The sequence below is a fragment of the Streptomyces sp. LUP47B genome (assembly GCF_001746295.1).
Classification (GTDB): domain Bacteria; phylum Actinomycetota; class Actinomycetes; order Streptomycetales; family Streptomycetaceae; genus Streptomyces.
Genome location: NZ_MJAH01000001.1, coordinates 301,074 through 323,148 on the forward strand (window position 1 = coordinate 301,074; position 22,075 = coordinate 323,148).

18 protein-coding genes and 4 pseudogenes are annotated in these 22,075 nt (G+C 66.8%); 10 read left to right on the forward strand and 12 right to left on the reverse strand.

The window, feature by feature from the left end; all coding sequences use genetic code 11:
- Positions 1 to 269 precede the first annotated feature (269 nt).
- Complete coding sequence (locus BFN33_RS53945) at positions 270 to 608, reverse strand: hypothetical protein (RefSeq protein ID WP_069757972.1); 339 nt, start codon at positions 606 to 608, stop codon at positions 270 to 272.
- Between the two features lie 118 nt (positions 609 to 726).
- Between BFN33_RS53945 and BFN33_RS01355 the strand changes: the two genes are divergently transcribed.
- Positions 727 to 1,236 (forward strand): hypothetical protein, encoded by a 510-nt coding sequence (locus tag BFN33_RS01355; RefSeq protein ID WP_069757973.1) that lies wholly within the window; start codon positions 727 to 729, stop codon positions 1,234 to 1,236.
- Positions 1,237 to 1,769: 533 nt separating this feature from the next.
- Here BFN33_RS01355 and BFN33_RS01360 read toward each other — a convergent pair.
- Together BFN33_RS01360 and BFN33_RS01365 are read right to left on the reverse strand one after the other, a co-directional pair.
- Complete coding sequence (locus BFN33_RS01360) at positions 1,770 to 2,261, reverse strand: hypothetical protein (protein WP_069757974.1); 492 nt, start codon at positions 2,259 to 2,261, stop codon at positions 1,770 to 1,772.
- 453 nt (positions 2,262 to 2,714) lie between these two features.
- Positions 2,715 to 3,479 carry a hypothetical protein gene (locus BFN33_RS01365; protein ID WP_256122581.1) on the reverse strand — a complete coding sequence of 255 codons (765 nt, stop codon included), beginning with the start codon at positions 3,477 to 3,479 and terminating at the stop codon, positions 2,715 to 2,717.
- Positions 3,480 to 3,781: 302 nt separating this feature from the next.
- Between BFN33_RS01365 and BFN33_RS01370 the strand changes: the two genes are divergently transcribed.
- Positions 3,782 to 4,699, forward strand: a complete 918-nt coding sequence (locus BFN33_RS01370; protein WP_069757976.1) for a DUF2236 domain-containing protein — start codon at positions 3,782 to 3,784, stop codon at positions 4,697 to 4,699.
- Positions 4,700 to 4,815: 116 nt separating this feature from the next.
- Here the strand turns inward: BFN33_RS01370 and BFN33_RS01375 are convergent, their stop codons facing one another.
- Positions 4,816 to 5,481: a nitroreductase gene (locus BFN33_RS01375; protein WP_069757977.1), complete on the reverse strand. Its 666-nt coding sequence runs from the start codon at positions 5,479 to 5,481 to the stop codon at positions 4,816 to 4,818.
- Positions 5,482 to 5,763: 282 nt separating this feature from the next.
- On the opposite strand from BFN33_RS01375, the gene BFN33_RS01380 reads away from it, so the two are divergent.
- The 4 genes and pseudogenes from BFN33_RS01380 to BFN33_RS01390 all read left to right on the forward strand — a co-directional run bounded on the left by BFN33_RS01380 (position 5,764) and on the right by BFN33_RS01390 (position 8,518).
- On the forward strand, positions 5,764 to 6,444 hold the full coding sequence (locus tag BFN33_RS01380) for a GNAT family N-acetyltransferase (RefSeq protein WP_069757978.1): 681 nt from the start codon (positions 5,764 to 5,766) through the stop codon (positions 6,442 to 6,444).
- A 547-nt stretch (positions 6,445 to 6,991) separates the two neighbouring features.
- Positions 6,992 to 7,096 (forward strand): annotated as a pseudogene (locus BFN33_RS53950) (hypothetical protein); the annotation flags it as partial.
- Between the two features lie 148 nt (positions 7,097 to 7,244).
- Positions 7,245 to 7,427: pseudogene (locus BFN33_RS53955) on the forward strand (glycoside hydrolase family 1 protein); the annotation flags it as partial.
- A gap of 407 nt (positions 7,428 to 7,834) precedes the next feature.
- Positions 7,835 to 8,518, forward strand: a complete 684-nt coding sequence (locus BFN33_RS01390; RefSeq protein ID WP_069757980.1) for a hypothetical protein — start codon at positions 7,835 to 7,837, stop codon at positions 8,516 to 8,518.
- A gap of 239 nt (positions 8,519 to 8,757) precedes the next feature.
- Here BFN33_RS01390 and BFN33_RS01395 read toward each other — a convergent pair whose 3' ends face one another.
- The 3 genes and pseudogenes from BFN33_RS01395 to BFN33_RS01400 all read right to left on the reverse strand — a co-directional run bounded on the left by BFN33_RS01395 (position 8,758) and on the right by BFN33_RS01400 (position 11,371).
- Positions 8,758 to 9,696 carry a helix-turn-helix transcriptional regulator gene (locus BFN33_RS01395; protein ID WP_069757981.1) on the reverse strand — a complete coding sequence of 313 codons (939 nt, stop codon included), beginning with the start codon at positions 9,694 to 9,696 and terminating at the stop codon, positions 8,758 to 8,760.
- Positions 9,697 to 9,864: 168 nt separating this feature from the next.
- Positions 9,865 to 9,912: pseudogene (locus BFN33_RS55345) on the reverse strand (hypothetical protein); the annotation flags it as partial.
- Positions 9,913 to 9,979: 67 nt separating this feature from the next.
- A complete protein-coding gene (locus tag BFN33_RS01400; RefSeq protein WP_069757982.1) occupies positions 9,980 to 11,371 on the reverse strand; it encodes a carboxypeptidase regulatory-like domain-containing protein in 1,392 nt (463 codons plus the stop codon).
- An 837-nt stretch (positions 11,372 to 12,208) separates the two neighbouring features.
- Between BFN33_RS01400 and BFN33_RS55350 the strand changes: the two are divergent.
- Positions 12,209 to 12,569 (forward strand): annotated as a pseudogene (locus tag BFN33_RS55350) (universal stress protein).
- Positions 12,570 to 12,685: 116 nt separating this feature from the next.
- On the forward strand, positions 12,686 to 13,255 hold the full coding sequence (locus BFN33_RS01405; RefSeq protein WP_069757983.1) for a TetR/AcrR family transcriptional regulator: 570 nt from the start codon (positions 12,686 to 12,688) through the stop codon (positions 13,253 to 13,255).
- A gap of 98 nt (positions 13,256 to 13,353) precedes the next feature.
- Here BFN33_RS01405 and BFN33_RS01410 read toward each other — a convergent pair whose 3' ends face one another.
- The 3 genes from BFN33_RS01410 to BFN33_RS01420 all read right to left on the reverse strand — a co-directional run bounded on the left by BFN33_RS01410 (position 13,354) and on the right by BFN33_RS01420 (position 15,579).
- Entirely contained in the window at positions 13,354 to 13,740 is a 387-nt protein-coding gene (locus BFN33_RS01410; protein WP_069758884.1) for a DUF3099 domain-containing protein, read from the reverse strand.
- Between the two features lie 432 nt (positions 13,741 to 14,172).
- Positions 14,173 to 15,042 (reverse strand): helix-turn-helix transcriptional regulator, encoded by an 870-nt coding sequence (locus tag BFN33_RS01415; RefSeq protein ID WP_069757984.1) that lies wholly within the window; start codon positions 15,040 to 15,042, stop codon positions 14,173 to 14,175.
- A gap of 294 nt (positions 15,043 to 15,336) precedes the next feature.
- A complete protein-coding gene (locus BFN33_RS01420) occupies positions 15,337 to 15,579 on the reverse strand; it encodes a DUF5133 domain-containing protein (RefSeq protein WP_069757985.1) in 243 nt (80 codons plus the stop codon).
- A gap of 634 nt (positions 15,580 to 16,213) precedes the next feature.
- Between BFN33_RS01420 and BFN33_RS01425 the strand changes: the two genes are divergently transcribed.
- Both BFN33_RS01425 and BFN33_RS01430 read left to right on the forward strand, forming a co-directional pair.
- On the forward strand, positions 16,214 to 17,407 hold the full coding sequence (locus BFN33_RS01425) for a hypothetical protein (RefSeq protein WP_141757925.1): 1,194 nt from the start codon (positions 16,214 to 16,216) through the stop codon (positions 17,405 to 17,407).
- A 291-nt stretch (positions 17,408 to 17,698) separates the two neighbouring features.
- Complete coding sequence (locus BFN33_RS01430) at positions 17,699 to 20,446, forward strand: AAA family ATPase (RefSeq protein WP_069757987.1); 2,748 nt, start codon at positions 17,699 to 17,701, stop codon at positions 20,444 to 20,446.
- Between the two features lie 587 nt (positions 20,447 to 21,033).
- Here the strand turns inward: BFN33_RS01430 and BFN33_RS55355 are convergent.
- Positions 21,034 to 21,231, reverse strand: coding sequence for a hypothetical protein (locus BFN33_RS55355; RefSeq protein WP_069757988.1), 198 nt, complete (start codon positions 21,229 to 21,231; stop codon positions 21,034 to 21,036).
- Between the two features lie 100 nt (positions 21,232 to 21,331).
- Entirely contained in the window at positions 21,332 to 22,027 is a 696-nt protein-coding gene (locus BFN33_RS01440; RefSeq protein ID WP_069757989.1) for a sigma-70 family RNA polymerase sigma factor, read from the reverse strand.
- Between the last annotated feature and the right edge of the window lie 48 nt (positions 22,028 to 22,075).

The window sequence follows — 22,075 nt, forward strand, 5'->3', positions numbered from 1 at the left end:
CACGGACATGATCAGCGGCGACGACAGCATCTCGTCTCGCACTTCTCCACCGGCACTCGTGTAGAGCCGGGATTCGACAACCCCACGAAGCCACCGGACTTCCGTACCCACCACCCAGTGATCCTCACGCCCGGCCGGCTTTGCTCGCCAATGACGGAGCCGAATGGGCATAACCGGCCCCACCACAGGGCCCCGCAACACCCGCCATGGGCTGGCTCTCCGGCAGGCAGGACGACGACCGCTCGCCGGCGGCTGCAGGCCGTAGCGACTCACCCGCGCGGTCCCGCCCCCTGCAGAAGGGTGACGATGACGAGCGTGGCCAGGGCGTCCGGGGCCAGTGCGGCGGGATCCTGCTCCGCGCCGGTCCTGTAGGGATCGTCTACGAAAACAGATCTTTCCCAGAACAGGATTGACTCGAGTTTGACCACCGCTTCATAGGAAGTGGCGGTTTTCTCGTACTGGTGGCGATGCCGCACAAGCCCCAGGATGTGCGCGCCGTCCTGGAAGGGTTGGACCGCGACGCTGCCCGCGACGTGTTCTGGCGGCTGCGCCTCACCCAGCCGCAGATCACCCGGGTCTGTGCCGACCGCGGCTATGCCGGCGATCATCGAGGTCGGCGGTCGTACTTCAGTACATGAGAATCAATCACCAAAGCGTGCAACCGTATGACCCTCACATATGTCTCATACTGTAACCACCTGTCCCCAACGTTCATAAGGGGGCGTCATGTACACCCGCCATCGCCTCATGGCCATCACCGCGAGCGCACTCCTGCTGGTCGGCACCGCGGCGTCGGCCTCTGCCGCCGCCACGTCCCCGGCACCGTCCACGAGCCTGGTCGTCAACGCCAGGATCGCCGGTCACTGCTCCTTCGACCGGGTCGTCATCGATGTCAAGGGCAAACTGCCGCCGACCACCGTCACGCGTGTCAAGGAACTCCGCTACGACAGCTCGGGGAAGAAGGTCCCGCTGGCCGGGAAGCACTTCCTGCAGATCAAGCTCTCCCCAGCCGCAGCCCACAACAACGCGGGCAGGAACGTCTACAAGGGCCCGCGCCTGATCAAGCTGAGTCTGCCGAAACTCAAGGGCTTCGCACTGACCGGCGACTTCGAGGGCGTCGTCACCTTCGGGGCGGCGTTCGACAGCAAGCCCTCCTACACGACGAAGCAGCTACACCGCCCCGAGCGCTTCGTCCTCGACATCGCCCACCACAACACCTGCCGTTCCTCGCACTGAGGTGCTTGACGAATCCTGGGGTCGCGCACCGCCTCGCACGAGGGCGGCACCGGCAAAGATCATCCGCGACGTGGAGCGCAACTACGTCAGGGAATTCCCGGGAGGGCGTCGTGGTGGGAGCGTGTGCGGTCGCGCCCGGCCGCGGCTCGGGAGTCGCCTCGACAGGCGAGGTCGTCTCGTCTCGTCAGCTGAGATCCCTTTGCGCGCTGTCGATCACCGAAGTCCACGGAGTCTCCGACGGCGAGGACGAGCGCCTGCGGATGCTCATCGGAGTCGCCCTCTACGTGATCGGCTCGGCAGCCGTTCCCGACAGCACCAGTGCTTCTTCCAGTCGCGTGACGACCTCGTCCTCAAAGTCCCCGACATCCTCCGGCACGGTTCCGCCCCCATCTCACCGTCATGGTGTCGCGCGCGCCAGCAACCCGCCGATTCTCCAGGGCAGTTGTGAACTGGCGGAGGGCGGTCCGTGCGGACTCCGCACGGGCGCCCCGGCCGTCGTGGACGGCCGGGGCGTACGCGTGTTCCCCCGTGGGTCAGCAGTTGCGGATGGACCAGACCGGCGTCCAGTCGTAGCTGTACACGGTGTTGTCGGGCGTGAACTGCTTGAGCACGTTGCCGCTCTGACCGTAGAAGTACGAGGTGACCCCGCCGGTCTGCGAGTCGACGTAGTAGCCGCTGCCGTTCCAGTACGACAGCGAGTACCGGGCGCAGTTGTAGAGGAAGAAGACCTTCCAGTCACCCGTCGTAAAATCCCACGCTGCGGTGCAGAGGCTGCCGCTGGTGCAGCTGACCGTGCTGCCGCTGGCCACGTGGACGACCCTGCCGGCGGCCGGCGAGGTGGTCGGCGAGTTCGCCGCGGCGGACCTGGGCGTCACCCCGGCCGGTGCCGCGGGCAGCACCAGCACGTGGCCACCCTTCGCCGCGGCCTGCTGCGGAGCGGCCTGGGCCGGCCCCGCGACGAACAGGGCCGCCAGCGCCACCGCCAGCGCGCCGAGGAGCCCGATGATGGATCGTTTGTCACGCACTCTGTCTTCAACCCCCTGTGAAAAACGGCGTCTTGGACGCCACCAGGCTGTCCGCGTCCGCCGCTCCCCCACCACACGTTTAAGCCGTGGCTTCAGGGTCGGCTGTCGCCCTTCCTACCGGTGATCCGGCACGTGAAGGACACCGCCCTGCCCGCCGGAGGCGACGACTCCTGCTTCCGGCGGCCCCCGCTGCACGGACGGCCCGGGCCGGGCTTCGAGCAGGGCGATGCCGGCCGGGGTGATGGTGTGGACGACGTACTTGCTGTGCCGGACGCTGAGCAGCAGGCCCGGCCCGGCGCAGTACGGCGGTCTGCTGGCTGGCGGCGGCGCCGGAGATGCCGAACCGCGCGGCGAGCCCGCCGGTGGTCCGGCCGGTGACGACGCACTCCAGGATCGCGGCCCGGGTCCGGCCGAGCAGCGCGCCCAGCTCCCTACCGTGCGGGCTGCCGCCGCTCACCCAGTCCGGGGTGTGCTCGATCGGGCAGACCAGCACCGGCGTCCAGTCGGGCGCGGGAAAGGCCAGGGTGATGGGTGGGCGGTGCAGAAGAAGGGTTGCAGCACCACCCCCCGCCCCTCCAGGCGGACTTCGCGGTCGACGCGACAGTCGGCCTCCAGCACCGGCGGACGCCAGCGCAGCACGGGACCGAAGCTCGCCAGCAGCCCGTCGGTGCCGCCCGCCAGAACGGCACGGGCGCGGGCGGCCTGGTCGGCGTCGACCCGGGCGGGGATCTGCGGCCAGCACGGGGCGATGGCCCGCCGGTGGTGGCCGTGCAGGGCGGTGCCCAGCCGGCGCAGAGCCTCGGGTTCGCCGTCGGCGAGCGACCGGGCCAGGTCCGGTAACGGGCGGCGCCGGTGCGGAGAGGCGGCGAGCAGCACGAGGTCGCGGCGCAGGGCCGTGTGGGACGTGCCGAGCACGGTGTCGAGGGCGGCGGCCAGTTCGCGGCCATTGCCAGGGGTGGGTGCGAGGAAGTCCGGGAAGCAGTCGCGCCCGGGGAGCAGTCCGGCCAGCAGCCTGTCCGCCGGGCCGCCGAGGCGGGGCCGCACCAGCTGCCGCCACGGCCCGAACGACAGGGCGTCGCCGCCCTCGAACAGGCCCTGGAAACTGTTGACGATCTCCCAGAGGTGGTCCGGTCCGGCGGCGACGCGCACACCCGCGATGTCCTCGGGCGCGAACTGCACGCGCAACAAGGGGAGTTCACTCCGATGGCGGTCGGTCATCGGGGGCGGTCGCCATGGCGATGACCACGGGATTGCCCCATGAGCGTCGCCCGCGGGCCGCCCGTGGTCGATGTGTCGCACGGGAACGCGGAGGCCGGATCGGGCGCCCCTGCCGTGTCCCACGATCAGGGTGATGCAGATCACGACGACTGAGGCATCGGGAAACGGCCGCCAGGGCGTCTCCCTCGGGGAAAGGCCTTCCCGGGAACGGAGGGTGACGGAGCGTCAGGAGCATCGGCGCCCGTATCCCAGCAGGATTCACGGCGACACAGCGCGTGGCTTCGAGACAGGGGGAACCGGCGTTGCGCCGTGGACACAAGTACAAGTGGGTCGACCGTGAACTGGCCCGGATGGACCCGGAGATCGATTGGGAGCGGATGATCTCGCTCTATGTGGGCCATCGCGTCCCCGAGTTCGCCCTGGCGATGATGCTCTATCCGGGCACCATGCGGATGATGCAACCGGGTGCGGGGTCGGCCACCCTGGCCCACACCGCGAAGCTGGAGACGAGGCCCCACCGGCGTTTCCAGGACGGCAACGACTTCCTGATGGCGTGGATGGTGGACGGCTTGTCCAGTGCGGCGGGTCGGCAGGCCGCCGCACGGCTGAACCGCATCCACCTGGCCCTCGCCCGCAGGACCCCCCACTTACCTGGCAACTTCGACGTCGACGACTTCGTCTACCCCCTGGTTCTGCTGGCCACGTTCGGTGACCGTCTGCAGACCTCGCTGGGCCTGCCCGGCATGAGCGAGCCCATGAAGACCGCGTGGCACCGCTGGGCGCAGGGGCTCTTCCGTCTCCTGGAACGCGAGTCCGGCCCCTTGGCCGGCGAGCCGTTCCCCGAGGACTGGAACGCAATGACCGAGTTCGCCCTGAAGTTCGACTCCCGGCCGTACGAGCAGACGGAGTCCGGCCATCGCGTGGCGACTGCGATGATGAACTTCTTCTCCGAGCGCTGGTTTCCTGCCCCGTTCCGGGCGTTCGGCCGGGACCTGACCCGCTTCCTCGCCGGCGAGCGAGTCTGCCGGCTCCACCGGATCGGCTGGATGAGCCCCCGCCGCGAGCGTGTGGTCCGCCTCTTCCTGACGACCGCCTTCCGCGTTCAGCGCCTTCTGCCCGACTACCGCACTCCGCTGCCCGAGCGCCTCCGGCGGACCCGGCGTACCCACGCACAGCTCAGAAAGCTTGAGCCCTACCGTGCTGCCTGTGTGGGTGAGTAGCAACGCCGCTGTCGGTCACCGGCACCGACTCGTTCCGCCTCGCCAAAACCCGAGCCCGCAATGCGCAGCGGCGCGGACTGACGACCCATCCGTTGAGAAGATCACCGGTCAGCGGGTCACACTCCGAGGAAGCTCACTGTCTCTGTCATGTCCGCCCGCCCGGTGCGCAGCCGTGGCATGCCTTCCTTCTCGAATCCCACCGAGACACCGCAGAACAGCACGAGCCCGTCATCGGCTCCGACTATCTGGCTGACGGTCTTGCGATACATGGTCCACATCACCTGGGGGCAGCTGTGCAACCCTTCCGCCCTCAGTAACAGCATGACTGTCTGCAGATACATCCCCGCGTCCCCCCATTGTCCGGGCCCCATCGTCCGGTCGAGGTAGCAGAACAGCACGACCGGCGCCCCGAACGCCCCCGAGTTCAAGGCGGCGATCTTCATGGGCCTGTCGGGGGCGTCGCGCTCGATGCCCAGCGCTTTGTACCGCTGGGCAGCCGCGGCGGCGAAGCGGTCCAGATACGGCGAGGCCAGTCCGGCCGGGTACATCGGATACTCCCGCTCGTCACCCGCGTCACCGGCCAGCGCCCTGGCCGTCGCGCGCCTCTTCAGTTCGGCCAGGGGCTCGCCGGTCACGACATACACGCGCCACGGCTGGAGGTTGCCACTCGACGGAGCCCGCGTCGCTGCGGTCAGCACTCGTTCGAGCACCTCCTTGGGTATCGGCTCATCGCTGAACGCCCGCACAGCCCTGCGGCTGTCCACGGCTTCATACACATCCACGTCTTGTCGTCCTCTCATTCCATGGCGGGCAGCGAAGACACGAGGATGATCATCGCACCAGGCGAGCAGGCCGGGCGGAGCTTTGGTGCTGCCAAAACTGGCCGACATTCCTCCGCCGAACTGACACCACTTGTTGATCAACGCGCTCGGGAATGTCCATCGGAAGAGACACCACTTGGGTGTGCGTCTCCCGCCGCGCCGGTGACTCACAGGTCGAACCTCGTGTCTGCCCGAGCGTGGAAATCAGATGACCGGGGCTGCGCTCGTCTTCGACAATGATGCATGCTGATTGACCACTGGCCCTTGGCGGGACTGCGTCTGAGAACCCCACGCCTGGAGTTGCGACCGCCCAGCGAGGATGAGCTTGCCGAGTTGGGCGAGCTTGCGGCAGAAGGCGTCCACGAGCCGGACCGCATGCCCTTCCTCGTGCCGTGGACCGACTTGCCTCCAGCGGACCGGGCGCGCTCGGTGGTGCAGCACCACTGGTTGCGCAGAGGGAACTGGTCACCTGAGAACTGGGCCCTGAACCTCGTTGTGTTTGAAAAAGACCAGGTCGTCGGCCTGCAGACCATCGCGGCCCGGGACTTTGCCAAGCTGCGGGAGGTGAGCACTGCCTCGTGGCTCGGGGCACGGTTCCAGCGGCAAGGGATCGGTACCGAGATGCGTGCCGCAGTGCTGCACCTGGCCTTCGTCGGCCTGAACGCACTCGAAGCGATGTCGGGAGCCTTCGAGGACAACGCCTCCTCGTTCACCGTATCCATGAAACACGGTTACGAACTCGACGGGGTCGAGCGGCATGTGGTCCGTGGCCAACCTGCGATTATGCGGCGGCTGAGACTGACGCGAGCCCGCTGGGAGATGCACCGGCATGTCCCGGTGTCGATCGTCGGGCTGCCTCCCTGTCTGCCGATGTTCGGCCTTTCGGACGACAGTCGCGCAGGCCTCCAGGAGGCGACCTCGTAACCCGGCTGCACGACCCCGACAGGCACCAGCTTCTTTCCATCCGCCATGGACGGAGAGGTCGCAGCTCAACTGCCGGCGTTGTGCCCGGCGGCTTGGGTGATGGCGAGGCGGTAGGAGTCGGAGGGGTCTGGATGAGGTTGCCGTCGAAGGTAAGGCGGTCGACGATGGCCCCGTAGAGATCGACCTTGGTCTTGGGCCGCATCGGAGCCCCCTCACTACGACCAGTAAAGCCGCTTCTCGATCCGGACAAGGACCGGAGCGATGGCCGACGGCGCCCAGGCCGCGGACAGGGTGATCCCAACGCGCTGTGCGTCCGGGTGGTGTCAGCGTGGTCAGCAGCGCATCGCGGCGATGAGACAGATGAGAGTGGCCGGGTCATGACGCACGAGATCCGGACCGGCTCCCGCGTTCTCATCACGGCCCCTCCCCTCTCGGGCCCACCCCTCTGGACCACGAGCTGGCACGGCCGGGTTCGAGGGAAGACGTTTTGCCCGGCATGCAGCCCAGCGGTGAGGCCTGCGACAGCTACCACCGCTACGGCGAGGACATGCGGCTGCTCGCCGACTCCGGCCTGAACGCCTACCGTTTCGGTATCGAATGGGCACGCATCGAGCCACGGCCTGGACAGATATCCCATGCCGAGCTCGCCCACTACCGCGGCATGATCGAGACCGCGTTCTCGCTCGGGCTCACCCCGGTGGTGACGTTGCACCAGGGTCCGCTACGCCTGGGAGGACCTGTACCTGGAGGCCTCCCGCGGCGACGACTTCGTCGGCGTGCGGTCCTACTCCTCCCAGTCCGTGGACGCCGACGGCGTCATCCCACATCCGCCGCACCCCGACAACACCCGGGTCGGCACCGCCTACCGACCCGACGCCCTCGGCATTGCCGTCCGCCATGCCTGGGAAACCACCGGCCTGCCGATCCTGGTGACCGAGAACGGCATCGCCACCGGCGATGACGACCGCCGCATCGCCTACACCGGCGAAGCCCTCCAGCATCTTCACGCCACGATCGACGACCGCGCCGACGTGCGCGGCTACCCACCGGGGGAAGACGGAGGTCACGGCGCCCATGGTTCTCGGGCGAGGCGGATGGGGCAGCCGTTGCCACGCGGGCAGTCAGGATGCGTTCAGGTTTCACGCACACGGTGCCCTCCGGCCGCCGGTCACGCTGGAACAAGGTGCCCGAAGTCACCGCGTACTTCTGGATCATCAAGGTGCTGTGCACCACCGTGGGACAGCACCAACCGCGGCAAGATCATGTCCCCCACACCCACAAGGAGTAGAGGACACCGTCTCTGTTTGACGGAACCGAACCGCCGGCACCTGGCGTCTGAGGCCTCATCAAAACGATCGACCATGCATCACCGACCAAGGACGTAGCCGAGGTGTCCCTCGAGTTCGCATCGACAACGGGTGGCCGACGCGCATCTGCCACGACGGCCGTCGCGCTGCTTCTGCTCGCCGCCGCCCTGACCGGCTGCGATCACTCCACTGCCTCAAAGACGTCGACCATCTCCGGAGCCCTCCAGGTCGACGCCGCCGGCTGCCCCAAAACACGGGGCGATTTCGTCATCCCCTGGCCGGGCCAGGTCGCCTCACCGGCCCGCCTCGAGCGACTCTCCCGCCTCGACAAGGCGGTCGCGCCCGGCCGGCGGCCGGCCCGCTTCGACATCACGATCACCAATCCCACTCCACGGACCACCCGTCGCGCCTCGCTCGCCTTCACCATCAGCGGTCCGCTGAAGGTCCCCACCTTCAGCGGTGACCTCCAGATCCACTACCGCGACCGTTGGTGCGAGATCTCCACCCGGATGCAGGAGGAAGCCGAGGACTCCCCGTCCGTCTCCGCCGCGATCCCGCTCACACTGGAGCCGCGCAGCAGCACCGTCCTCCACTTCCGGCTCTCCGATTCACAGCTGACACCCGGAGGCCGCTTTGAGGATGTCGTCGGCTACACAGTCGAGGTCAGCCTGCTGGCCACCAGGGACATCCGAGGCCACCAACTCCACTTCGACCTCGCCCCGGACTCGTCCACCGGCCCGACGTTGAGCTCGGCATCGCCCTCGTGATTCCGGACAGCAGCGCAACATTTTCCTGTCTGGGCCCACCTATGAACGGACCGTCCCGGGTAACGGGACAGCCCTCAAGAGCCGTCCAGAAACGCCAGTCCGTCGTCCTCCAGGTAGTCCCGCACGCTCTCGCCCTCCGACACGCCGCCGCGTCGTGCGCGGACGGCGGGAACTGGATGCGGATGATCCGCTACGCGACCCCCGGCCTGTTCATGACCTCCCGGGCCGTGAGGAACCAGTCATGGGTGTCGTCCCACTGGAAAGGTCGGTTGAAAGCGGAGCGGTCGGCCCGGCCCCCACTTCGATGTGCCGCTCCAGCAACGCCGGCCGTTACGTTCGCGGGGGCCCTCCGACATCAAGATCTGCTGTCGTTGCCATCGACCGCAGTGGAAGCCCGCGCCGCGGCCTTCCACTGCGCTCCGTGTGGGTACACGGCGTAGCGGACCACTCACGAGCCAACTCCCAGCCCGACGCGGGTGATGAGGCGGGTCAGCCGAGCGGGAACGTGCGGACAGCTTGCGGTAGACCGAGGACAGGTGCGTTTCGACGGTGCGCCGGCTGAGGTGGAGTCGGGCGGCGATGTCCTGGTTGCTCAGGCCCTCCGCCAGCTGTCCGGCCACCTCTACCTCACGTGCCGTCAGTTCTGCCAGCTCCGCCGGGAGCGCGGGCGCGTCGGACATCACCTGAGGGCGGGTCAACTCGGCAAGGTCCACGAACAGGCGTGCGCCGACACCTACAGCGATCCGATGGGCGCGGTGCCACATGGCGGCGGCGCGCGTGCCCTGCCCCTTGCGCTGTACCAAGGGCGCCGCGCGCAGCAGGGTGTACGCCTCCCACAGGCTCTGGCCGCAGCGGACGTATTCCTCCGCGGCCGCCTCGAGGAGACGAACAGCCTTGTCGATGTCGCCGCGGTGCTCGGCCAGCGAGGCTTGGGCTCGTAGGGCGCCTGCGCGCTGACCGTCGAGACCGAGCCGGTCGGCCTCGCGCGAGGCCTGCGCGGCCCAGCGTCCGGCCTGGTCGACGTCACCGGCGGTGAGGGCCGCGCCCGTGAGGGTGTCCAGCTGGCCCGGGCGGATCGACGGTTGCAGCAGGGGAAGTTCACGGCCCCCGCCGGCCGCGATGATGGCCTCTTGGGCGCGGCGCGGGTCGCCGCTCACGAACGCCGCGTGCCCGAGCATGCACCACGCCAGACTGGCCCACCAGCCCTTGCTCGCGCGCTTCGGCCGCGCCTCGTGCCCGCCTAGCGGGTCCAGGCCACACGTTGGGTCGGAGTGGTAGCGGGGCGGGTGGATACGACCGGCATCCGTCCGGGGCCAGACGTCCTGCCGGGTGGAAAGCCACCCAGTGGGCCATCCGTCCTGTATCGGGGAGTTGGCGAATGCGGCGACGAGCACGGGACCGATACGGTGGGGACGGTGGCGCGGACCCGAGTTTGCCGTAAGTACGGCTCACCGCCCTGACTCACCCACGACACGTCGTTGTGTCAGCCTCGTCGAACGAGCCGCCGAATGGAGTGCCGCCGGGGCGACCGCGCAGAACGAAGTCAGCCTGCACGGCTACACCGGACTGGAGCAGCTTTTGGTCCACCACCGGCGTTTGTCCGGAAGAGGAGACCACAACACTGATGTACCCCTCTGGCAGTCCCGTCACGGCGTACTCTCCCTCCGCGTTTGTCGTGGTCCGAACCAACTGACGGCCGCGAGTGTCGATGACAGTCACTGCGGCATGGCGCAGGGGTCGCTGCTGGACGTTGCGGACGGTGCCGAAAAGCATGGGCACCGACTCGCCAAAGTGGTGATGGTGGTGGACTGGGAGCGCAGTGGGCGTGGGCGTCTCCACGGAAGGGTCCTCTACCGGTGGCTCTTCGATATTCTCCTCGGTGTTCAGGCCCTGTTGCGCAAACTGGCGGTGATGCCGCCAGGCATCAAGGCCCAACAGAGCCAGGCCGACCGTGATCCATGCGCAGAGTACGAGGATCGGCCTGAGTACCCCGGCATCGCTGAAGTAGAGGAATCCGCGCAGAGCGTCCACCGCGTTCCCCAGCGGCATGACGTCGTGCAGGTACTGGAAGAACGTCGGTAGCATCGCGACGGGTGCCACACCACTGCTGGGAACGCTGAGCACGATGAACAGGCCCATGCCCACCGCGGGGAAGAACTGCTTGGTGAAGGGCGCAACGCCGGAGGAAAATGTGGCTACCGCTGTGGTGAGCAAGAAGGCGACCACCATGGTCGAGGGGTCGTCGGGAAGATAGCCCAGTCCCACTCCGGCCAGGAAGCCCACGGAGCTGAGGAGGGCGGAAAGGCCTATTATTGTCAGCAGTTTCCGGCGCCGGTTGAAGGTCACCGCTCGCAGCAGCGTAGTCGCGAGTATGTAGCCAGGAATGCTCCAGGCAACTCCGAAGTAGACCAGGGTGGTGCCCATCCGGTCTTCTGCAACAGTGGGCGCTACGTCCTCGACTTGCAGCTTGACGCGGTCATGCGCAGCAACTGTGCTGAAGTCCTTGATGAGAGCCTGTTCGAGTGACACTCCGTTGGCCTTGGCCACGTAGAGAACACCGTGTGCGCGTCCGGGGACATAGCCCGCCACGGCATCGCGGTCGAGTACTGCTCGGCGGGCTTCTTGGCGGCCGGCCACGGCACTGATGACGAATCCGCCGGGGTGCTGTCGCTGCAGAAGTGCCTCGCCCGCGGAGTGGGGTGCGCTGTGAGCAACTACGACTTTCGCGTTGTGGGGCTGAGGCGCGTGCAAAGCTGGGGCCAAGCAGAAGAGCAGGCCAAGGAAGAGGGTTGTGGGGAACCACAAGGCTTCGGCCAAAGTCCTGGCCACGTGAGCCTGCTGGGAGAGCTTCATCCGGTGTCTCACAGATTCCCACCCGGAACACGTCGATGAATGCCGTGCTCGCAGGACTCATTGCTGAACGGACGTGGGGTGCTGCTCTGGCCTCGCTGCTCGTGGCGGCTGACCAGTCCCGTGCGGTCCCCCGAATGTATGTGTACCGGCGTTACGTGAAGGGGCTTCGCCATGGTGGCGAGGACGGGCAATGTTGCGGGCTTGTCGCAGGGCCTTCGCAAACTGAGCGGGGGTTCATTCATTCGAGCACCCTGCTTTACGGTCCCCGGTGGTGGAGCCAGCTCCCATGACACCTTCTCCGTTCCTCGCGCCTGACTGCCGTCATTGCACACATTCATTACTGTACCGATCGGAACATCTACGCTTCGCGGAGCTTACGCGTACCGATCGGTACAGTCAAAACGTGCCTAGGCCCACCGGCGCCGAGAGCCGAAACACTGGCGCAGAGTGTTCGCCACCTTCAGCAGGTCGGCTCGGCTCACAGATGCCGCTGGCCCGCCCGCCGAGACCCTCGGCGAATGGCAACCTGTCTACGTCTCCAGCAGCCGCGACAACAGCAACCGAACCAGTCGCCGTCATCGAGGCAATGGTCGGCTCCGGCACGGCTACTCAGCCTCCTCAGTTTCAGTCGGTTCGGCTGAGCTGGGTCGCCCGTGGAGGGATCGTGGCTGTCAGCGGGTGGACATGGCTGGGGCCCGGCGCTCGGGTCGGGTGCTCCGGGTTACGCGCGCCGTGGCTGGGCCGAGGCAGTGCTGTTGGTCCCACATCTCACCCACAGCCGTTCATGATCGCGGTTGTGGCGGCCTTCCGTGACTACGGCACCACAAGTGATCCAGAATCAGTGTTCGGCGTCGTCGGGAACGGCCCGCGCACATCGTCACCGGCGTGGCCGGCTCGGCGGCGTCACTGCGGGCGGCCGCCTACGCGACAGGGCTTGCGCGCCGCGGAGGAGCCTGGTTGATCCCTGCCCGCGTTGACCATCCACCGTTCACAGCACACCTCACTCCGACGGTCTGCATGAACATGGACTTCGTCGCCATAGAGGGCACCCCATACGGACCTCGTCCGGGTGGCCGAAGACTCGAAGCGGACGCGGTCGTAGTGGGCGCGTCGGCGCACACCGGACACCGCATCGTAGGCTCGCTCGCGGTTCGACTGGCAGCGCGCCGGGCGGTGGCCAGTGATGATGCAGGAGTGAAGGGTGAGGTTCCTTCACGTCCCTTTGTACTCGTTGAAGCAGTCGCCTGGTCGATGTACCGACTGGAAGGTCAACAGTGCGCGACCCTATGCGTACCGACCGGTACAGTCCAGGGCATGCCTCGACCGGTCAATGTCGAAAAGCGCGCCGAGTTGCTGCGGGAGGTGGTGACGCACCTTCAAGATCACGGACTCGCGCAGATGTCGCTGAGCCCGCTCGCCGAGTCCATCGGCACCACCAAACGCATGCTTCTGTACTACTTCGGCAGTCGCGAGAATCTGCTGGCGCAAGCACTGATGGCCAACAGACCTGATGCCCGTGCGATGTTCGACGACGTCCACGACACCGCCGGCCTGCGTCGGGCCGCCCGCACCTTGTGGGAGGCGATGACCGTCGGGGAGCAGTCCGGACCGATTCGCATGCTCTTGCAGCTGTTGACTCTGGCCGTCACGGACCCGCAGCAGTACGGCGAGTTGGCCGCCGACACCGTTGAGGTCATGATCGCGCCCATCGCCGCCGCGTACGTCCGGCTGGGCCACCCACCGGAGCAGGCACGAGCCGCAGCCACGCTGCTTGTTTCCGGCCTGCGCGGATTGTGCCAGGACCGCCTTGTGACCCATGACGTCACCCGTACCGACGCGGCAGCCGATCATCTCATCAACGGAGCTACCGCAGCGCCCGGCTGACTCACGGTGCCGATCACCCATCGCTACCCCGAATCTCGTCTCCCATCGGGAGCGGATGCAGGCAAACTTCCACATACGAGTGCCGCGGCGGCTGCAGCTCAGTTCGCATCATGCGGTTCGGGTCGCCAGGTCGTGCCCGACCCGGTGGCCACGTCCTCGGGGGCCGACGCCGCGGAACCCGCGTGCCGCAGCGGAGCAATCACGAAAGGGGACGGTGCGGGGACGAGCGACGCCGGGGGTGCCGGGGCCTTCTCGCGGCCCCCGTTGGCGATGATGACGGCGATGTAGGGCAGGCCGATACCGAGGACCAGCGCGACAAGCGCAACAGGCCGTTCAACGTTCCAGAGCGTGGCAGCCAGGATCACCGACACCGTGCGCACCGACATGGCAATGACGTAGCGTCGCTGCCGGCCACGGATGTCCTCGTGGAGTCCCTGCCGCGCCGCAGTGATCCGGAAGACCTGGACGTTGTTGTGCTTGCTGATCACGCTTCATCGCCTGCCTGTCTTGGCATTTCCCCGGCCACTGGGATCCTCTGCGGGGCATGCTGCCGAACCGACGAGCAGCCGTGACTGCCTGAAGGCCTGCCACGCTTCAACCCGCATGTCTCGCAGGAGAGCGCGTCGACGAAGAAAGCTCCGTCAACCGGAGGGCTTCTTCGAGCCGGTAGACCACATAGTCACTGATGCGGGCTGTGCTTCCCATCGGCAAGGACTCAGTTGGTATCCGTATAGACAGCACCGCCACCACATTTGTGACAGCGGCGCCTGCACCCCACGGCCGTGGCGGCCGCCTTCCTCGTCCTCGTCCTCGGCGCAACGCCTGTGCCGGAGCGATGCGGGGACTGCTCGATGATCCTTGTCGTAAGGGCGGGGCGAGCTGCCCCGTCTGTGCTGTAAGGGTGCAAGTAGTCCTGGTCACCAGGGGCGGGCCAAGTCGATGGAACTCGCCGTTCCCTCCGCGATGGGCAGCAGAGACAGGAGCTGCAGGTTGGTGTGGCTCTCCGTGCCCGGTACCGCTGTATAGACGACGAGCCGCTGCGACTGCTCTGGGTCCACGAGCGTCTGGCAGTGCAGCTCGAGCGCGCCGACCTGCGAGTGCAGAAAGCGTTTGGAGGCACAGTGGGGCCCCAGGACAAGGCGCTTGTGCCACAGTGCGGCGAATTCGGGGCTCTCCTGATTGAGTGTGTCGACGAGCCTCGCGGCACGGGACTCTTCGCCGTCGTGCGTGTAGGCGCCATGGAGGTCCGCTGCCATCAGACGGCTCAGTGCAGCGTGGTCGCTCTCGGGATGTACGAGCCGGGAGGCCGGGTCGGTGAACCAGCGGTAGTGGGCGCTACGGGCCAAGCCCATGTGGGCGGTCTCGTCGCCCAGGAGCGCAACCGCGGACCGTGTTTGCTTGAGGGTCTCGCCAAGGTGGTTCATCACCTGGGCGGGGGTGTCTTCCAGGTGGTCCAGGATGCGCATTATTCCTGGACTGATGTGGTCAGCGTGCCGCACCCGGCGAGGTGCGGTGTGGCCGGCGATTCGAAACAGATGATCTCGCTCGTCCAACGACAGACGCAGACCTCGGGCTGTTGCGGCAAGCACCTGTTCAGAAGGGCGAGGACCCCGCGGTTGTTCGAGTTGGACGTAGTAGTCGACTGATATGTCGCACAGTGCCGCGACTTCCTCGCGGCGCAGTCCACCCGTTCGCCGGCGACGTCCGCGGGGCAGACCCACGTCCTCCGGCTGCAGTGCCTCTCGGCGCGCTCGCAGGAACGCTGCCAGTGCCGCTCTGTCTGCCACAGCTTCCCTTTCTCATTCTTACGGGGCCCTACCGACTTCTACGGGGCGCCAGTGCCCGGACGCTGGTGTGCCGGGGTGTTGGTGGCGAGCCGGCGCGCATGGATCTGGTGCGTGGAAGGCGGCTGCGGCCGGCGGATATGGTGCCGCGCTGCAGCACGCCCAGGGCCAGCCACAAGGTCCACCGACTCTCTCGACTGCTCCCGGCCGCGGTGGTCATCCGCCCGCTCTCACCGCCCCCTTGAGGTGCCGTAACTTCGACTCGCCGACCCAGTGGTACAGGTGACGGGCCGACCTTCAGCGATCGGACCAGTCGGGACGATTACCTTCCCCCCGGCGGGTGCTGTACTGCTGCAGCAGTGTGTCCGCCGCAACCAGCGCCTGCTCGGTAGTGCGCACTCCGGTCATGACACACAGCGTGTACATCGCGTCCTCCAGAGCCCGGCTGGTCCGACCTGTGGGACAGACGTCGTACTCGATCCGCGCTTGCGCGAACTGGGCGAGCGCAATGCGCACTTCCTTCTCCACAGGAACGATCACTACGGTTCCCTCTTCCTCTCGTAGCCCGTGCTTCAGGCGTCTTTATGCACTTCAACGGAAACAACGCGATGGACAGCACTAATAACCACCCGAGCAGTCGAGGCCGCCGGGCAGTGCTTTCAGAAATTGTTCAGGGAGCGATCGTGCCTGCCGATGCCGTCCCTCCGACGTGTCGGCCAACCGCACGGCAGCTCTCCGGACGGAGTGCCCAAATGGGACCTGCCTCCACACGCACTCAAACCGCCCTTCAATGTGCCCGCAGACAGCGGTCAAGGAGGCCTTGTTCATGCCATTTTCCCGCCCAGGCACAGCATCTTCGCTGCGTCGGCCGTCTCCGGCTGCATCCGCTCCGTCGAAGCAGCGCGCAGCCGTGGTCCGCTCGGCGAGACGGCGTTCACTTGGCCATCCTCACACAAGGACCAGCCAGAGCACTTGATTGTGACACCGCGACGGGAGGGGCGAACTCCAAGGAGCAACAGCAAGACTGGCCGCTCGCCAGGACAGTGTCACACCTGGTGCAGGCACTCGGTCTCTATGGTCGGGCCGCCCGGCCGGGGCTCAAAGTCCGTTCCTGACTGCGTATTTACTCTGGCACGCCGAAACTCAACGACAGAGACACCCGGAACAACATCTCATGGTGCGTTTCATGGATAAATCAAAGGTTAAATCCAGGCGCGGAGCTTTCGCGAGACGCGCCTGGTTCCAGAGGCTGCCCGACCAACCGACGATAACAACCCCCTATCTCCGGCATTCCGAGGCCTTCCTCAACGCCGAACGCGCACGCCTTGCCGCCCAGCCGGGACTTGGATTTGCCGGGCTATTGGTAGTCGTTCCGCTGGCCGCACTGCTCGCTTTCGGACCGGACGGCGCCGAGAGTGCAGTGGTCGTCCTCTCGCCACTGATGACCTTCGCACTGCCGGTTCTCTCCATGGTCGCGTTCTGGTGGGAGGACTGGCCGGGTTCGACCCTGCGCCCTGGGTGGTCGGCCCTTGTGGACACGCTTCTCATTGCAGCGGCGGGTGTCGCCCTGGCGGCCGTCGGCCAGATGATCGTGGGCCATTCCGACCTGTCCGGCCTCTTCGACCCCACACCGGAACGCGGTAGCGCACCCTTGTACCCCGCCGCAATGCCGCTGGGACTCACGGTCTTCACCGCGATGCTGCAACTCACCCTCGTGTGCGAGGGCTGGCCGTTCAAACAACTGCCCAGGCTGGTCGCGGGGTTCGCAGCGCTGGCACTCTCCTGGGGACTGGCTCTCCTCGTGCAGTACACGGCGTACGGATTCCGCGCACCGGCGGGCTCCGGCCTGATCAGTCAGGATGGTCCCTTCTCGCACGAGGACCTCAGTGCCGTGTTCGCACTGTGCGGGGCGTGGCAGGTTTGGTTCTTCATCGTTTGGCGTGGCTGGCCCTTGAACAAACTCGGCCGACGATGGCTTCGGATCACTCTGGGAAATCTGCTCGTGTTCGCCGGCACGGCGTTCAGCTTCGCACTGCTCGGCTTCTTCGACGTGGCAGCACCGACCATCCTTGCCACCGTTACCAGTTTCAGCTCAGCCGGGCTGCTCGTGGCCATGCTCTTCGAGGGAGTTTTCCGCTCACGGATGTCCGCAACGTGGGAGCGGGCGATGACTCTCTTTGCCTCGGTGGTTGTGGGTGCAGGGCTCTTCGGCGCGCTGATCACCTATGCGGGCACGCTCACCTGGGCAACCTCGAGTGCCGAGGGATGGGTGTCCCACGTCTGCGTGAACGCCCTGGGCGCGGGTGTGCTTTTCCATGTGGGTGTCAGCCGCCGTTGGCCGCTGAACGGTAGGACATCCCCTGCGTAGCGGTCGGCAGCACATCCGCCGGCCGACGATCCGGGGTTGAGCAGTTCGACACCCTGACCAGTGCAGGAACTTCCTGTACGTCCCGGAACCGCTGCCCACCGTCTCACGGCACCCTCGAAGGGGACGATGCCTACCCCCAGAAACCCGAGCAGGACAGCACTCGCGTAGCACGAGCGAGAAATGTGGCCGCACTGCTGCAGAGGCTCGGAGGGCGCTGGCCGACTCCCCGCATCGTCGTTGCGGACTCAGTTGGCCGCGGTGTTGTTATGCTCCCACCGTGCGGGGGCCAAGATGAGCGGACAGATTCGCAAGCAACTGCGCGGTCGGAGCCGCGAGTGCAATGCGCTTGAAGAGTTGGCGTCGAAAGTCGAGGCCGGACAGAGCTCAGCGCTTATTCTGCGCGGTGAGGCCGGAATAGGTAAGTCCGCTCTGCTCGATCATCTGGGCCAGCACGTCGCGGGGTACCGCGTCGCACGCGGTGTGGGTGCGGAGTCGGAGATGGAACTCCCGTTCGCAGGCCTGCACCAGTTGTGCGCACCATTCCTCGATCGCACCGCCTCCCTTCCGCAACCGCAGAGAGAAGCGCTGACCACGGCGTTCGGGGTCAGCGCGGGCCAACCACCGGACCGGTTCCTGGTCGGTCTCGCCGTGCTCGGACTGCTGACCGAAGTGGCCGCCGAAAAGCCGCTGTTCTGCTTGGTGGACAACGCGCAGTGGCTCGACCGGGTATCCGCACAGACGCTGGCCTTCGTGGCACGGCGGATGCTCGCTGAACCCCTGGCACTGGTTTTCGCCACCCGTGAACTGCAGGCACGTGACGAGTTCGCCGGACTGCCTGAACTGACGATTGACGGCCTCGACAACAGCGACGCGCTCGCGCTTCTGGCTTCGGAGGCCGGTGGTCCGTTGGACGAACGAGTCCGCGACCGAATCCTCGCAGAAGCCCGCGGCAACCCCCTCGCACTTCTGGAACTTCCGCACAGCCGGGAAGAGACGGAACCCACTGACGGATTCGGCCTCCCGGACCCGGGACCGGTGACCGGCCGCATCGAGCAGAGCTACCTCGAGCGGGTCAGCTCGCTACCGCTCCCGACGCAGCGGCTGCTGCTGGCAGCCGCCGCCGAACCGATCGGCGACGTGACCCTCCTCAGACGCGCAGCGGCGCTGTTGGACATCGATCCTGAAGCGGCAGGCCCGGCAGTGGCTGCGGGGCTGCTCGACATCGGCGCTCTGGTGCGTTTCAGGCATCCGCTTCTGCGCTCGGCAATCTACCGGTCGGCCGGACTTACGGAGCTGCGAGAGATCCACCATGTGCTGGCAGAAGTGACCGACCGCGTCCACGATCCCGACCGCCGTGCATGGCACCTGGCGCGATCAACGGTCCGGCCCCACGAGGAGATCGCCGCCGAGCTGGAGTCATCCGCCATGCGGGCGCTGGCGCGCGGCGGCACCGCCGCGGCAGCGGCGTTTCTCGCTCACGCGGCTGTATTGACTCCGCAGCCACAGCGCAAAGCGACGCGTGCCCTCGCCGCAGCTCAAGCGAAGCTTCGCGCCGGTGCACCAGCCGCGGCGCGTGATCTGCTGGCCCTCGCCGAGAACGGAGTCCTGGACGAGGTCGGTCGCGCTCGCGTGCACCTCACCCACGCTCAAATCGCCTTCGCCACCAGCCGCGGGGCCGAAGCGCTCCCCCTCCTGCTGGCCACCGCGCAGCGCTTGGTCCCGCTCGACGTCGGCCTGGCTCGCGAGACGTTTCTGGACACTGTGTCGGCAGCCACGTTCGCAGGGCGCCTCGCCGTTGGGACTACTGTGCGAGAGGTGGCGGAAGCAGCGCGCAGGACGTCACCGTCCAACACACAGCCGCCACGCAACGCCGACCTTCTCGTGGACGCCCTGGCCACCCGGTTCACCAGTGGATACCGTTCCGCCGTCGCCGGCGCGCGCGACGCGGTGAGCGCGCTCCGCCGCGAGACCGACCCCGAGCAGGTCCTGCGCTGGTCATGGTTGGCCGCGGCCCTCGCTGCCGAGATGTGGGACGACGAAGCGTGGACTGAGCTGGCGACACGGCACGTACAGACAGCCCGCACCGTCGGCGCGCTGACAGAGTTGCCACTCGCGCTCAACTCACTGGAAGTCGTCCACACGTACGCCGGTGAACTGGAGGCGGCGGCACTACTCATCGCGGAGAGTCTCAGTGTCCAGGAGGCCGTCGGCGGCAACAGCTTCGCACCCTACGGACCGCTGGCCCTCGCCGCCTGGCAAGGAAGAGAACGCGAGGCCGCCACGCTTGTCAGGACCAGCCTGGACGACGCCATGAATCGCGGTGAGGGCGCCGGCGTGTCCGTGGCTCATCGGGCCGCAGCTGTGCTCTACAACGGTTTGGGCCGATACGAGGAGGCATTCGACTCCGCCCGTCAGGCGAGCGCTCACCCGCAGGATCTCGCCGTATACAACTGGGGACTGACTGAACTGGTGGAGGCCGCAGTACGCAGCGGTCACCGCGAGGCAGCGGAAGCCGCACTGGCCCGACTGACCCGGGCTACCGAAGCCGCAGCCACGGATTGGGCCTTGGGTGTTCAGGCACGGTCGCAGGCTCTTCTCGGCCAGGAGGGCTCTGCCGAGGAGCTCTACCGCGAGGCTGTCGAGCGACTCGGACGTACTCGTGTCAAGACGGATCTGGCACGAGCACACCTACTGTACGGCGAGTGGCTGCGACGGCAGAACCGCCGCTTCGATGCCCGTGAGCAACTTCGTGTGGCGCACACCCTCTTCACTCGATTCGGCGCCGGCGCGTTCGCCGAACGTTCCGTCCGCGAACTGCGGGCCGCCGGCGAGACCGTGACTCAGCAGCGGACTGGTGCCGCCCCGGCCACGTTGACCCCCCAGGAAGCGCAGATCGCGCAGCTGGCCCGTGCGGGACTCACCAACACCGAGATCGGCGCACAGCTGTTCCTCAGCCCGCACACCGTGGAATGGCACCTGCGCAAGGTGTACGCCAAACTCAACATCACCTCTCGCCGGCATCTGCACACGGCGCTCTGACCGATACGACGCCTCTGCAGTCCCCCTCGGAACTGGCGGGGGCCTTCCCACCGTCTCCGCACTGATCTCAAGCGATTGATCCGCGGCTACCGACCGACGCCGGACCAACAGTCCAGTGACGTGACGGACCTGCCCCAGGGACTCTCCACGAGGTGACCACGAAGCCACCTACGGCTTGTCAAGGGCGCGAGCAGGTGCCTATCTGCATGAACCTGATGTGAGCCGCCCTTTGATGGGCGGTGCCGAGGTGAAGAAGCTCCACAGGAAAAATTGCTGACTCTGTCCGGTCGACACTGCAAACGCCCCGGGTCTCTATGAAAAGGGACGGTAATCAATCCATGGGGTAGACCAGAAACGGCGCCGATGACCCTGATGACGAAGCCGAAGCACCACGCGACGGCCGGCTGAATCCTGCGGGTTCGGTCTCGACGACCCATCCTTCTCACTGAAGGCGGGCGGTCCCACGCACCGACGTCATTTTCGGAGGGCACGTCTTGGATTACGGTGTCGACGATCTGCGAGATTATCCGACCTGACGCAAACACACTGGTCGCGTCTTCAAACCGCCGCGAGCGCCAGCGCCTCGTTCAGGTGATACTCGGCGATCCCTCGCAAGAACTCCCGGTCGGGGAAGTCCCCGTCGAGCAGGCGCAGCGGGCCAGCTGTGAGCGGCAGACGCGGGTGAGTTTGAAGAGCGCGAGGCGGTCCTCGTCGAGGCCGTCCACCGCCGACCGCTGATACTCCCGCTCGACGTCGGTGTACAGCAGATTCTCGGTGTCGATCACACGGGATGGCCGTCAGGTCGACCCTGACGTGCTCCAGGCCTAGCTCGCCGTGGACGACGGAGTGCTCGGCGCGCGGTCGCCTCGGCGCAGCGCTGCCTGCTCACACGAAGTCCGACACGGGTGCCGGGCTGCTCTCCGTCAGGAGTGCCTGCTCCAGGCGGTCCAGTTCACCTCCCTGTGCCGCCGCGAGGAAGGCCTGCACAAGACGGCGGTGGCTAATGGAATCCACCGGTTGCCGGTGACGCTTCGCTCCGAGTCGCCGCTGTGCGCGAGCGACCTGCTGCCTGGCGTTGACGACGCTGAGATGCAGAAGACCGGCAATCCGCTCGTACGGATAACCGAACCCCTCCCGGAGGACGAACGCTGCGCGCTGCGGAGGTGTCAGCGTCTCCAGAAGCAGCGAGACCGCTCGCTCCATGGCGTCTTGCTGCTCGGCTCCTGATTCCGGGCTGGGGCCTGGGTCCAGTGCCTGTGGAAACCAAGGGGTGGTACTGCGTTCCCGGCGTCTGTACGCCGATTGAACCGAGTTGATCGCCAACCTGACGGTGATCGTCCGCAGGAGCGCCTGCGGACTTCGCACGAACGTGCGGTCGGTGCACTGCAACCGCAGCCATACCTCCTGGACCACGTCTTCGGCTTCGCTCTCGTTGTCGAGGATGCGATAGGCGATCTTGAGCAGTGCCGGCCGATTCCGCACGTACAGGGATACCGCATTCTCCAGTTGGCCAATGGTCAAGGGCGATTCGTGGCCGCCCGCCATCGACAAACCTCTGGCATCGAGCATGTGACTGTCCATGGTCGGCTCCTCCGCTGGGTAGGTCAGCAGCCTGGAATTCGAGCTGTG